The following is an 11,881-nucleotide window of genomic DNA, read 5'->3' as shown; positions in this document are numbered from 1 at the left end:
TCGCTGCTGGTCACCTAGCGTTTCGCCGCATGAGCGAGCGACGTGCGATCCTCAGCGGGTCGACCTTCGAGGAACAGATCGGCTACGCGCGTGCCGTGGTCGACGGCGACTGGGTGCACGTGTCGGGGACGACCGGCTTCGACTACAGCACGATGACCATCTCCGACGACGTGGTGGAGCAGGCCGAGCAGTGCCTGCGCAACATCGAGGCCGCGCTGACCGAGGCGGGACGCACCTTCGCCGACGTGGTGCGGGTGCGGTACCTGCTGCCCGACCGGGCGGACTTCGAGCCCTGCTGGCCGGCCCTGCGCCGCGCCTTCGGCGAGGTCCGGCCGGCCGCCACGATGCTGGTGTGCGGCCTCGCCGACCCCCGGATGAGGATCGAGATCGAGGTGTACGCGCGGCGCGCCGGCGCGGGAACCGTTCAGGCCAGGGACTCGAAGTAGGCCTGCTGAGCGGGGTAGTAGTCCGCGAAGTCGGGCCGGGGCTCGCCCGTGTGCGCGGCGGTGAGCATGTCCAGGTAGTACTCCCAGCCGGGAGGTGAGGTGGTGGCGAGGCGGAGCTCCGTCGTGCCGCGCCAGGGGCCGAACCAGCGGGCGGTGCGCTCGGGTTCCGTGACGCTGGCCCAGACGTCGACGGCGGGGGCCCGGTAGGTGCGGGTGAGGACCAGGTCGTGTCCCGTCGGTGTCAGTACGAGCCGCCCGGTGGGGGCAGGGGGCATGCGCTGTCTTCCTCTCTGCGGTGGTGCGGGGCGTCGGCCGGTTCGACCCGGGTCCGGTCCCGGCGGGTGCGGTGGACCTCGGTGCCCAGGGCCGCCAGGCGTTGCGACCAGTCGGGCCGTTCGGCCTCGAACTGGGCGAGCCAGGTGGCGAGTCGACCCAGGCGGGAGGGGACGAGCGAGTAGCGCCGGGCGGCGCCTTCGTCACGGAGGCGGTGTGGTTCTGTGACCGTTCTGTCGAACCCATCGCCGCTACTCGCGAGTAAGGTCCCTTTGCGGATGTGCAGTTGGGATCAGTTTTCTTGCGGAGGGGGAGGCCATGAGGAGCAGGACGTGGTTGCTGGGCGGGATCGCGGCCGTGGTGGTGCTGGGTGGGGCGGGAGGCGTCTACCTGGCGCTCGACGACGAGCCCACACGCTCGGAGGAACTCGCCGCCGAGGGGTACTTCCTCGCGGCCGAGCACCAGGGCACGGAGATCTGGCTCAGGGAGACCGAAGCCGCCGGTGGCCAGCGGCAGATGGCCTTCGAGACGGTGGGCGGCCCGGTGGGCTGCGGCGACACCGGGCCGCTCGTCGACCCCTCGATCGACACGCCTGACACGCCGAACGGCCACTACGTCGAGTGCAGCGTCGCGTCGGAGGGTGACTCGCTGATGCTGGCGCTCGTTCCCCTGGACACCCGCGCCGGGAACGCGCAGTTGGAGAGCGGCGAAGAGGTGCCGATCGAGGTCTATGACATCCCGAGGGACGACTGGCCCGCGAGTCTCGCCGTGGCGACCGCGCGTTCCGACGACGGCTTCAGGCCGATCGTCACGGACCTGGAGTAGGGGACGGGGGCCTATCCCCGGAACGCGACGAGCCAGGGTCTGGTCAGCGTCTCGGTGTAGGTGTGGTGCGTGGGATGGGCGGCGGCGTGCCGCAGCTGCCAGTCCTGCACCCGGCCGAACTCCACGCACCGTGCCGAGCGTTGGCCGCACGTGTCACACCGCATGCGGTGGGTCAACGGCGGCGCGTCGGCCGCGCGGTTCGGCTCGCTGACGAGGAGGGACCGGCCCAGGACCGGGTAACCGCCCAGCGTGTGACGGCGGTTGCGGTCGCTGATGGCGTTGGCCTGCCGTAGCAGGGACGACAGCAACGGCCGCCGGTCCGGCGCCATCACGCGCACCCCCGCAGCACGGACGCCAGCTTGCGGACCATGGCGAGGTTGCAGCAACCGAGGTCCACAAGCGGCCGGTTGGCCTCCGCGGTGCAGGACGCGAGGTCGACGCGGAGCGAGGGCAGGACGACGCCGAGCGTCTCCAACGCCTGCCGCAGCTCTTCGGCGGCCGATTCCGCGTCCCTGAGTCGTTCGGCGGTGGTGGTGGCGGCCATGGGGGTCTCTCCTTCGGGTTCGCTTTCACGGAAAGTGTCACCAGCATGACGCTCCGGAAGTAGCGTGGGCAGGGGTTGAGCGTTGCTCACGGACTTGGGCAATCGAAGGAGATGTCGATGCAGGCACAGCGGGGCGAACTCGTGGCGCTTACTCCCAAGGTTTTGCTCGGGGTGGAGACGCGTCGACTGCGTGAGAGCGCGAATCTGTCGCTCGCACAGGTCGCGCGGATCGCCAGTTGCGACAAGACATACCTCAGCCGTGTGGAGCGGGCCGAGAAGTTTCCCAGCGAGCTTTTCATCGCGGCGATTGACAAGGCGCTGGGTGCGAACGGCCTCCTGAATCGCCTCTGGCTGGCCGCTCGGAACAGCACCTTCGCGGACTATGTCCAGCGCTACCTCGAACTGGAGGTGCGGGCCTCGGCGATGTACAAGTACATGGCGCAGACGATGCCCGGAATCCTGCAGATCGGGGACTACACCCGGGCGATCACGCGGGCAGGCTTGCCCAGAAGGGACGAAGAGGCTATCGAGGAGTTCGTCGTTGCCCGGCTGAGCAGGCAACAACTCATTGAGCAGCAAGACGCTCCACTTCTGTGGACCGTGTTGGACGAGGCAGTCCTTCGCCGGCCGATCGGTGGCCGGCGCGTGATGGCCGCGCAACTAGAGCACGCCATCGAACTCGCATACCGTCCCAACGTGATCTTCCAGGTGCTGCCGTTCGAGGTGGGGGAACACGGTTCGCTCGGTGGCTCCTTGACGGTGCTGACGTTCTCAGACAACCCCTCCGTGGCATACCGCGAGAACAGCCACACGGGCGAGCTCGACGAGTCCAGAGTGGCAGTGGACGAGTGCTCGCTTCGTTACGATCTCATCCGCGCTCAGGCCCTCTCGCCGAAGGCGTCGCTTGAGTTCATGGAGAAGGCGTTGGAGGAGTACCGCTAGATGTCTACAGCAGATGACGCGCCCCAGTGGCGGCGGTCCAGCTACAGCAATCAGAACGGTGGGGACTGCGTCGAGGTGGGATGGCGCAAGTCGAGCTACAGCAACGGCGATGGCGCGGACTGCCTGGAGGTCGGGGACGGCGTCCCCGGGGCCCTGCCGGTCCGGGACAGCAAGGTCCCCGTCGGGCAGGTGGTCACTTTCATCGCGCCCGCCTGGGCGTCCTTCGTCCGGTACCTCAGAGAATCGTGAGCTGCGTCGGCCCGGGCACCGGTTCCGGCTCCGCCGGGACCGGTTCGCGTGGCGCGCGGTGCGCGCCCGGTCTGGCCGGGCCCATGCCGTATTCGGCGGCCAGTTCGTGGACCTGGCCGGTGATGCGCCGCTGGTACCACTTGGGCGCGTACGCACCGGTCGCGTACATCACCTCGTAGTTCCGGACGAGCCTCGGGTGGTGCGTGGCGAGCCACCGCATGAACCACTCCCGCGCGCCCGGCCGCAGGTGGAGTGCCAGTGGCGTCACCGAGTTCGCGCCGGCCGCCGCGATGGCGCGGACGGTTTCCCGTAGCTGCGCGGGTGAGTCCGTCAGGTAGGGGATCACCGGCGCCATCAGCACGCCGCACGGGATGCCGACGGCAGTCAGTTGGCGCACCACGTCCAGGCGCCGTTCCGGCGCCGGCGTGCCGGGTTCGATCGTGCGCCACATCGTCGGGTCGACGAAGCCCACCGAGACTGAGATGCCGACGTCCGTCACGGCCGCCGCCTGCCGCAGCAGCTCCAGGTCGCGCAGGATCAGCGTGCCCTTGGTGAGGATCGAGAACGGGTTGGCGTAGTCGCGGAGCGCGCCGATGATGCCGGGCATCAGCCGGTAGCGGCCCTCGGCCCGCTGGTAGCAGTCGACGTTGGTGCCCATCGCGATGTGGTCGCCCTGCCAGCGCCGGGAGGCCAGCTCGCGCCGCAGCAGGTCTGGCGCGTTGACCTTCACCACGATCTGGGTGTCGAAGCCGATCCCGGTGTCCAGGTCCAGGTAGCTGTGCGTCTTGCGGGCGAAGCAGTACACGCACGCGTGCGTGCATCCCCGATACGGGTTGATCGTCCATTCGAACGGCATCCGGGAGGCGCCCGGCACCCGGTTGACGATGGACCGGGCCCGCACCTCGTGGAACGTGATGCCACGGAACTCGGGGGTGTCGAACGTCCTGGTCACGACGTCCGTGCCGAACAGTGCCGGGGTCGCCGACGCCGCAGGGCCCTCACTCAGGTTGTTCCAGCGCATGGGGCTCTCCTCCCGCTCGTCCCGGTATTAGGACACACGTTCGAATAGGCGGTGTCAAGCCAGATTTGGGCCCCGGCGGCCGGGGGTGATTGGCTTTCCGCTCAAGTCCCTACGACGGCAGGAGCATTGGCATGGCGTTGCTCGAAGTGGTCACGCAGCGTGACATCGCTGCGGAGCCGAACGACGTGTTCGACGCGATCGCGGACTACCAGGACGTGCACCCCCGGCTGCTCACCGAGCACTTCTCGGAGTACGAGGTGCGGGACGGTGGCGACGGCGAGGGGACCGTGCTCCACGTCCGCTTCGCGGCCACGTCGCGGCGGGTCCGTGAGCTCCTGCTCGACATCACCGAGCCCGAGGACAACACGCTGGTCGAGAAGGACCGCAACTCCACGCTCGTCACCACCTGGACGGTCACGCCGAGTGACGGGGGCGCGGGGGCGCAGGTGAGGGTGCGCACCACCTGGGAGGGCGCGGGCGGCGTCGGCGGCTTCTTCGAGCGCCGCTTCGCGCCGCGCGCGCTGGCCGGAATCTACGACCGGATTCTGGCCAACCTCGCCCGCGAGATGGAGAAGGGCGAGTAGGCGCCTCCCGGGAGCCCCCGGCGCTCCCCTGCGTCCCGCCCCCGACCGTTCCCCCGCCGTTCGTCTTCCGTTCGCGCAACCCGAGGGCCGTGGCGGGAGTCGAACGGGTGGACAGGCGCAATGGGGAAATGAGGGGGAATCATGCGAAAGGTTCTTGTTGTCCTGGGGGCGGGCGTGCTCGCCGGGGTGGGACTCGGGGCGAGCCCCGCGTCGGCGGCCACCGGGGCCACCGTCTACGCCGTGGGCAACACGGCCCACTACACGGCGGGCGGCGGTCAGGCCAACGACGTGGCCGTCACGCAGGTCGCCAGTGCCGACGACGGCGACCAGTGGCTGTACGTCTTCAACGACGTGGTGCCGATCACCCCGGGGCAGGACTGCTTCCGGCCCGACGAGGTCGACCCGACCGTGGTCGCCTGCCACATCGCCGACAGCGGCGACATCCCGTATGTGGGTCTTGACCTCGGCGACGGGGACGACGAGGCGGCGGTCCGCACCACCGGCATCGGCTACGTGTTCGGCGGAACCGGCGACGACACCCTCCACGCCGCGAGCACGGGCCAGGAGCTCCAGGGCGGCGCCGGGGACGACTCGCTCACCGGCGCCTCCTACCAGGGCGGCGGCTCGGGGAACGACACCCTCCTCCCGAGCCCGGGCGGCTGGGGCTACGGCGGCGACGGAAACGACACGCTCGTCGGCAACGCCGGGGACGAGCGCCTGTACGGCGGGCCCGGGAACGACGTGATCTACGGGCAGGACGGGAACGACGTCGCCTACGGCGACGCCGGCGAGGACGAGATCCACGGCGGAACCGGGAACGATGAGCTGCACGGCGGCGCCGACGACGACCTCGTCTTCGGGAACAGCGGCGACGACCGGCTCTACGGCGACGGGGGCACCGACGAGCTCTCCGGCGGCGCCGGGAACAACGTGATCCGCCAGGACTGACCCGAGCGTGCCGCGGGGCCGGTCCGGGGGGTCGGCCCCGCGGCGCGGGTGACGGATCCGCGGGCGGCTAGGATCGCGCGGCGGGACTGCTCCGAATGAGGGAGAAACAAGGTGGGGCGTGGCCGGAAGACGACAGTGCGGGTCGGGATGGCGATCTTCGCGCTGGCCGGCTGCGTCCTGGTGGTGGACGAGATCCTCGAACAGCGCTACCTGCGGGCGCTCGCGGTGGCGGCGCTGACCATCGGCCTGCTCGTGATGGGCCGCGCCGCCTTCCGCTCGGCCGACTGAACGACCCGGCCGCTCAGTCGCGGGCCAGCAGCTCCAGCGTGTCGACCACGCGGTTGGAGAAGCCCCACTCGTTGTCGTACCAGGCGACGACCTTGATGTGCCGGCCCTCGACCCGGGTGAGGGCGGAGTCGAAGATCGAGGACGCCGGGTTCCCGGTGATGTCGCTGGAGACCAGCGGCGCCTCCGAGTACTCCAGGACACCCTTCAACCGGCCCTCGGCGGCGGTGCGGTAGGCCGCGAGCACCTCGTCCCTGGTCACGTCGCGGGAGACCGTGGTGTTCAGCTCCACGATCGAGCCCACCGGGACCGGGACGCGGATCGAGTCGCCGGACAGCTTGCCGTCGAGGTTCGGCAGCACCAGGCCGATGGCCTTGGCGGCGCCGGTGGTGGTCGGCACGATGTTCACGCCGGCGGCGCGGGCCCGGCGCAGGTCGCGGTGCGGGCCGTCCTGGAGGTTCTGCTCCTGGGTGTAGGCGTGCACCGTGGTCATGAAGCCGTGCTCGATGCCGGCCAGGTCGTCCAGCACGGAGGCCAGCGGGGCGAGCGCGTTGGTGGTGCAGGAGGCGTTCGAGACGACCGTGTGCCGGGCCGGGTCGTAGACCTCGGTGTTGACGCCGTAGGCCAGCGTGACGTCGGCGCCGGCCGAGGGGGCGCTCACCAGCACGCGCCTGGCGCCCGCGTCGAGGTGCGCGCGGGCGGCGTCGGCCGCGGTGAAGCGGCCGGTGGACTCCAGCGCGATGTCGACGCCGAGCTCCGCCCACGGCAGCTTCGCCGGCTCGCGCTCGGCGAGCACCCGGACGCGGCGGCCGTCGATCACCAGGTCGGTGCCGTCGACCGAGACGGAGCGGTCGAGCTGGCCGAGCGAGCTGTCGTAGGCGAGCAGGTGCGCCAGGGTCTCCGGGGCGGTGAGGTCGTTGACGGCGACCACCTCCAGCTCGCTGTCCCGGGCGAGCAGGGCGCGGAAGGTGCTGCGGCCGATGCGGCCGAAGCCGTTGACGGCGATGCGGGTCATTGCGGGTTCCTTTCGACTCACCGTCCATGCTCGGCGGCGGGGCTTTGGGCCGCCACTGGCTCGAACGACAGCGTGCGCAAGGATGTCGCCAGGGGGTGGCTCACGCCGAGAAGGTGTGCCGGTACTCGGTCGGGGAGGTGCCGAGGATGCGCTGGAAGTGCAGGCGCAGGTTGGCGCCGGTGCCGAGTCCCACGCGGGTGGCGATCTGCTCCACGCCCAGGTCGGTGCGCTCCAGCAGCTCGCGCGCCAGGTCCACCCGGGCCCGCAGCACCCACTGCATCGGCGTGTAGCCGGTGTCCTCGACGAACCGCCGGGAGAACGTGCGCGCCGAGACGCGCGCGTGGCGGGCCAGCGTCTGCAGGGTCAGCGGCTCGTCGAGGTGTGCCAGGGCCCACTCGCGGGTGTCGGCGAACAGGTCGCCCAGCGGCTCCGGCACGCTGCGGGGCACGTACTGGGCCTGGCCGCCGCTGCGGTACGGCGCCGCCACGAGACGCCGCGCCACGTGGTTGGAGAGCCCGACACCGTGGTCGCGGCGCACCAGGTGCAGGCACAAGTCGATGCCGGAGGCGGCGCCCGCCGACGTGAGCACCTGGCCCTCGTCGACGAACAGCACGTTCTCGTCCACCCGCACCCGCGGATGCCGCTCGGCGAGTGCCCGCGTGTAGTGCCAGTGGGTCGTCGCCCGCCTGCCGTCGAGCAGGCCGGTCGCCGCCAGCGCGAACGCGCCCGTGGAGATCGCCGCGAGCCGGGTGCCGCGCTCGTGGGCGGCGAGCAGCGCGTCGACGACCGCCGCCGGCGGCTCGGTGGTCGCCGGCTCCCGGTAGCCGGGGATGAAGACGGTGTCGGCGTGCTCGACGGCGTCGAGGCCCTCGGCCACGTGGTACGAGAGGCCGTCGCCGCCGGTCACCGGGCCCGGCGCGGCGCCGCACACCCGCACCTCGTAGGGCATGCTCGGCCGGTTGGCGAACACCTGCGCCGGGATGCCGACGTCGAGCGGCTTCGCGCCGTCCAGCACCAGCACGGCGACCCGATGGTTGATCCGACTCATCGGACCTTCCTACCGCACCTCGGTGGTGGTGCGACGGTAGGTCGAGCGGCGGTCGACGATGTCGGCCGCGCGGTCGCCGTAGACGTTGCGGAGGACGGGCGGCTCGCGCAGGAACGCGTGTGGGAAGCCGAGCGGCACCGCGCTGACCCGATCCAGGCGCTCCAGCGCGTCCGCGTCGAGCTCGACGTCCAGGCAGGCGAGGTTGTCCGCGAGCTGGCTCTCCCGGGTGGCCGAGACGATCGGGATCACGTTGCCCGGCTGGGCGCGCAGCCAGGCCAGCGCCACCTGCGCGGGGCTCCAGCCGCCCTGCTCGGCGATCTCCAGCACGGCCGTGATGATCGCCGCCTCGCGCTGGTCCTCGGCGTTGTCCCAGCCCTCGCCGGACAGCCGGCCGGTGCCGCCGGTCCGGTACTTGCCGGTGAGCTTGCCGCCCTCCAGCGGGCTCCAGGCCAGCACCGCCAGGTCGAACGCCCGAGCCTGCGGCAGCAGTTCGCGCTCCGGGGTGCGCTCCAGCAGGTTGTAGCGCAGCTGTGAGCCGGCGAACGCCGTCCAACCACGCAGCTCCGCCAGGGTGTTGGCCTGGGCGATCTCCCAGGCCGGCCAGTCGGAGACGCCGACGTAGAGGACCTTCCCGGCCCGCACCACGTCGTCCAGGGCGCGCATCACCTCCTCGACCGGGGTGAAGTTGTCCCGCGCGTGCACCCACAGGACGTCGAGCCGGTCGGTGCGCAGCCGCCGCAGGCTGTCCTCCAGGGAGCGGACCAGACTCAGGCGGTGGTTGCCGCCCGAGTTGGGGTCGCCGTCCACGGTCGGGCAGGTGTACTTGCTGGCCAGCACGAACCGGTCGCGGCGGCCGGCCAGCAGCTCGCCCAGGATCCGCTCCGAGCTGCCGGCCGTGTAGATGTTGGCGGTGTCGACGAAGTTCCCGCCGGCGTCCGCGTAGGCGTCCAGCAGCCGCCCGCTGGTCTCCCGGTCGGCGCCCCAGCCGAGGTCCTCGCCGAACGTCATGGCGCCGAGGCTCAGCTCGCTGACCCGCAGCCCCGTCCTGCCGAAAAGCGTGTACCGCACGGTGTTCCCCTCTGTCGGCGTCGGCGTGCGGCTCCGACGCTACGAGCTGGAGCGGGCTCCAGGGCAAGCGGGACGCGGCCGACGTCATCCGGGCGGCCGGCGCCCGGCCCGGAGCATGGCCGCGCCGGCCGGGGTGAGGGTGTGCAGGACGCTGGTGGCGAACCGGCTGCTGCTGAGCAGCCCGGCCTCGCGCAGCACGCTGGCGTGCCGGCTGGCCGACGAGTCGGAGACCCCGGCGGCCCGGGCCAGCTCCCCGGTGGTGGCGCCGGCGCCGGACGCGGCCGCGCGCAGCACGGTGGCGCGGGTACGGCCGAGCAGGGCGGTCAACGGCTCGCCGGAATCGTCGGCGAGCGGGGCCGGCTCGTGCAGCAGCGGGTAGAAGAGCACGGGCGGCAGCTCCGGGTCGTACATGCTGACCGGGCTGCTCCAGCAGAAGTACGACGGCACCAGGCGCAGTCCACGGCCGTCGAGCCGCATGTCGCGCTCCTCGGCCGGATAGTCGACGTGCAGCACCGGCGGCCGCCAGCGGATCGAGGGGCCGAGGTTGTCCAGCAGGGCGTGCACCCCGCCGTCGAGCAGGTTCCTGGCGCGGGCGGCACGCTCGGCGTCGACCCGGGCGCGCATCAGGTCGTCGGCGGGGGCCAGCGCCACCGCGTGGTAGGTCCGGATCGCTCCCAGCAGTTCCGCCCGCTCGCCGCCGCCGGTCAGCCGCCCGATCCACGACGGCGCGCCGACCCGCCGTTCGAACAGCCGCAGTTCACGCGCCACGCGGGGCGTCGGGGTGGCGGCGATGGCCTCGAGACCGGCCGCCAGGCCCTGCTCCGACTGACTGGGCGTCAGAAAGTCCGGAAAGTAGGCCGCGCGTGGAAAGAGCGGGACGAGGACTTCCCTGACCAGCCGTTCCAGGCGGTGCTCGGCGACGCGCTGCCGGGTGGTCCGGTACCAGCCGGCATATGCCCAGCGGCCGGTGCGGCTCTGTAATCGGTGCAGGCTGGACGCGACCTCCCAGAGCGGGTCGGGCGCCGCCGCGATTCGCGTTCTCGCCAGGTCCGCGTCGGAAAAGTGAATACGCAGCACCGTGGTCCCCCCACTTGAGCTGGGCATTTGTCCCCTGGTGCAACAGCATGGACGAGCCGGGACCCGCCTCGCAATAGTGAAGGTGTCCGAACGGCCCCGCGGCCGAACCGGCGCGGCGGATCTCCGCCAAGATCGCCGGCGCGTTCGCCGGGCCGCCTGATGACGGCCGCCCCCGCCGTGGACACCCAGGAACGGCGCGGGCGGTGACCCGGACGGTGGGTGCCGTCTGGTGGGGACCCACCGTCCGTGGGGGGGAGAGAAACGGCCCGGTCGGGTCGTCGTGGCCGGCGTGGCACAGGGGATGCCGCGCCGGCCACGGTACGTTCCGGCGCCAGCCGGTCAGTCGTGCAGGGCGGTGCGCAGCGCGTCGATCGCCAGGCGGCGGGCGGCGGACGTCGCGTTGCAGTTCCGCAGGCTGTCCAGCATCAGGAAGTCGTGCACCATCCCCTCGACGCGGACGGCGGTCACGTCGACGCCGGCCTCGCGGAGCTTGGCGGCGAACGCCTCGCCCTCGTCGCGCAGCACGTCGGCCTCGTCGGTGATCACCAACGTCCGTGGCAGGCCGCGCAGTTGCTCGGTCGAGGCGCGCAGCGGGGCGGCGTAGGGCTCGGTGCGCCGGCCGGTGTCGGGGAGGTACTGGTCCCAGAACCACCTCATGCCGTCCCTGGTGAGGTAGAAGCCGTCGGCGAACTCGCGGTAGGAGCCGGTCTCGAAGTCGGCGTCGGTCACGGGGTAGAGGAGCACCATGGCGCGCAGCGGGATCGTGCCCCGGTCCTTGGCCATCAGGGCGAGGACCGCCGACATGTTGCCGCCGACCGAGTCGCCGCAGACCGCGATCCGGGACGGGTCGAGGCCGTGCTTGGCGCCCTCCGCGACGATCCACTCGCCCACCGTGTGGTTCTGCTCGATGGCGACCGGGTAACGGGCCTCGGGCGAGCGGTCGTAGACCGGGAAGACGGCCGCGCAGCCGGCGCCCACGGCCAGTTCGCGGACCAGCCGGTCGTGGGTCCGCTCGTCGCCGAACACCCAGCCGGCGCCGTGGATGTAGAGCATCACGGGCAGCGGTCCCGTCACGCCGCGCGGGCGCACGATCCGGGCCCTGATCTCGCCGGTCGGGCCGCCGGGCACCGTCACCCACGCCTCGTCGACGGTCGGCTTGGGCACGCCCTCGCCGTTCTGCAGGTCGGCCAGGATGTCCCGGCCCTGGTCGGGCGGCACCTCGTAGATCCGGGGGTGCGGGGCGGTGGCCTCGACCAGCTCCCGGGCCGCGGGCTCCAGGATCTCGGCGGGGGAGCGGGACAGGGTGGTCATCGGCGTGCTCCTCTCGGTGACGCGTGGACGCGGTGACGCGCCGCGGTGACGCGCTGCGTGCTCGGTCTCACCAGCAGCCTCGCGGGTGGGGTGGCCGGCGCAACCGGGCGGCGGTCGAGCCGCGGCCGGCGGGGAGGGGCGGGCGCTCAGCCGTGGGCCGTTCGGGTGGGTCCGCCGGTCGAGCCGGACTCACCCGTTCGGGTGAAGATCGTGGCTTTTCGCGCCTCGCCGGGGCGGCCGGGCGG

16 protein-coding genes are annotated in these 11,881 nt (G+C 71.9%); 7 read left to right on the top strand and 9 right to left on the bottom strand.

All coding sequences use genetic code 11. The features are described 5' to 3' along the window. Positions 1-29 precede the first annotated feature (29 nt). Entirely contained in the window at positions 30-446 is a 417-nt protein-coding gene (locus tag RNC47_RS17950) for a RidA family protein (protein ID WP_311599991.1), read from the top strand. On the opposite strand, the gene RNC47_RS17945 is transcribed toward RNC47_RS17950, so the two are convergent. After that, a complete protein-coding gene (locus RNC47_RS17945; protein WP_311599989.1) occupies positions 425-721 on the bottom strand; it encodes an SRPBCC family protein in 297 nt (98 codons plus the stop codon). The genes RNC47_RS17950 and RNC47_RS17945 overlap by 22 nt on opposite strands. A 316-nt stretch (positions 722-1,037) precedes the next feature. On the opposite strand from RNC47_RS17945, the gene RNC47_RS17940 reads away from it, so the two are divergent. Continuing rightward, positions 1,038-1,544, top strand: coding sequence for a hypothetical protein (locus RNC47_RS17940; RefSeq protein WP_311599987.1), 507 nt, complete (start codon positions 1,038-1,040; stop codon positions 1,542-1,544). An 11-nt stretch (positions 1,545-1,555) separates the two neighbouring features. Here the strand turns inward: RNC47_RS17940 and RNC47_RS17935 are convergent, their stop codons facing one another. Together RNC47_RS17935 and RNC47_RS17930 are read right to left on the bottom strand one after the other, a co-directional pair. After that, entirely contained in the window at positions 1,556-1,873 is a 318-nt protein-coding gene (locus RNC47_RS17935) for a DUF7848 domain-containing protein (protein WP_311599985.1), read from the bottom strand. Next, the gene (locus tag RNC47_RS17930) at positions 1,873-2,088 is read right to left on the bottom strand and encodes a hypothetical protein (RefSeq protein WP_311599984.1); all 216 of its coding nucleotides are present in this window, start codon (positions 2,086-2,088) and stop codon (positions 1,873-1,875) included. Before RNC47_RS17930 ends, RNC47_RS17935 begins: the two co-directional genes overlap by 1 nt. Before the next feature lie 117 nt (positions 2,089-2,205). Between RNC47_RS17930 and RNC47_RS17925 the strand changes: the two genes are divergently transcribed. Both RNC47_RS17925 and RNC47_RS17920 read left to right on the top strand, forming a co-directional pair. After that, entirely contained in the window at positions 2,206-3,030 is an 825-nt protein-coding gene (locus RNC47_RS17925) for a helix-turn-helix domain-containing protein (RefSeq protein WP_311599983.1), read from the top strand. After that, positions 3,031-3,279 carry a DUF397 domain-containing protein gene (locus RNC47_RS17920; RefSeq protein WP_311599982.1) on the top strand — a complete coding sequence of 83 codons (249 nt, stop codon included), beginning with the start codon at positions 3,031-3,033 and terminating at the stop codon, positions 3,277-3,279. Here RNC47_RS17920 and RNC47_RS17915 read toward each other — a convergent pair. Beyond that, positions 3,266-4,300: an Rv2578c family radical SAM protein gene (locus RNC47_RS17915; protein WP_311599980.1), complete on the bottom strand. Its 1,035-nt coding sequence runs from the start codon at positions 4,298-4,300 to the stop codon at positions 3,266-3,268. The two genes, RNC47_RS17920 and RNC47_RS17915, sit on opposite strands and share 14 nt — an antisense overlap. A 131-nt stretch (positions 4,301-4,431) precedes the next feature. On the opposite strand from RNC47_RS17915, the gene RNC47_RS17910 reads away from it, so the two are divergent. From RNC47_RS17910 to RNC47_RS17900, 3 genes are all read left to right on the top strand, one after another. After that, the gene (locus tag RNC47_RS17910; RefSeq protein WP_311599978.1) at positions 4,432-4,884 is read left to right on the top strand and encodes an SRPBCC family protein; all 453 of its coding nucleotides are present in this window, start codon (positions 4,432-4,434) and stop codon (positions 4,882-4,884) included. Positions 4,885-5,025: 141 nt separating this feature from the next. Then, complete coding sequence (locus RNC47_RS17905; protein WP_311599977.1) at positions 5,026-5,832, top strand: calcium-binding protein; 807 nt, start codon at positions 5,026-5,028, stop codon at positions 5,830-5,832. A 111-nt stretch (positions 5,833-5,943) separates the two neighbouring features. Beyond that, entirely contained in the window at positions 5,944-6,120 is a 177-nt protein-coding gene (locus RNC47_RS17900; RefSeq protein WP_311599975.1) for a hypothetical protein, read from the top strand. A 13-nt stretch (positions 6,121-6,133) separates the two neighbouring features. On the opposite strand, the gene gap is transcribed toward RNC47_RS17900, so the two are convergent. From gap to RNC47_RS17875, 5 genes are all read right to left on the bottom strand, one after another. Beyond that, on the bottom strand, positions 6,134-7,132 hold the full coding sequence (gap, locus tag RNC47_RS17895; protein ID WP_311599973.1) for a type I glyceraldehyde-3-phosphate dehydrogenase: 999 nt from the start codon (positions 7,130-7,132) through the stop codon (positions 6,134-6,136). A gap of 100 nt (positions 7,133-7,232) precedes the next feature. Continuing rightward, complete coding sequence (locus RNC47_RS17890; protein WP_311599971.1) at positions 7,233-8,180, bottom strand: GlxA family transcriptional regulator; 948 nt, start codon at positions 8,178-8,180, stop codon at positions 7,233-7,235. A 9-nt stretch (positions 8,181-8,189) separates the two neighbouring features. Further along, positions 8,190-9,248: an aldo/keto reductase gene (locus RNC47_RS17885; protein WP_311599969.1), complete on the bottom strand. Its 1,059-nt coding sequence runs from the start codon at positions 9,246-9,248 to the stop codon at positions 8,190-8,192. An 84-nt stretch (positions 9,249-9,332) separates the two neighbouring features. Further along, positions 9,333-10,325: an ArsR/SmtB family transcription factor gene (locus RNC47_RS17880; RefSeq protein WP_311599967.1), complete on the bottom strand. Its 993-nt coding sequence runs from the start codon at positions 10,323-10,325 to the stop codon at positions 9,333-9,335. A 339-nt stretch (positions 10,326-10,664) separates the two neighbouring features. Next, the gene (locus RNC47_RS17875; protein WP_311599965.1) at positions 10,665-11,636 is read right to left on the bottom strand and encodes an alpha/beta hydrolase; all 972 of its coding nucleotides are present in this window, start codon (positions 11,634-11,636) and stop codon (positions 10,665-10,667) included. Between the last annotated feature and the right edge of the window lie 245 nt (positions 11,637-11,881).

Origin of the sequence: Streptomyces millisiae, assembly GCF_031845425.1 — a bacterium.
Classification (GTDB): Bacteria; Actinomycetota; Actinomycetes; order Streptomycetales; family Streptomycetaceae; genus Streptomyces; species Streptomyces millisiae.
The sequence above is the reverse complement of the archived record's forward strand: the minus strand, read 5'-3'. Positions and strand labels throughout refer to the sequence as shown.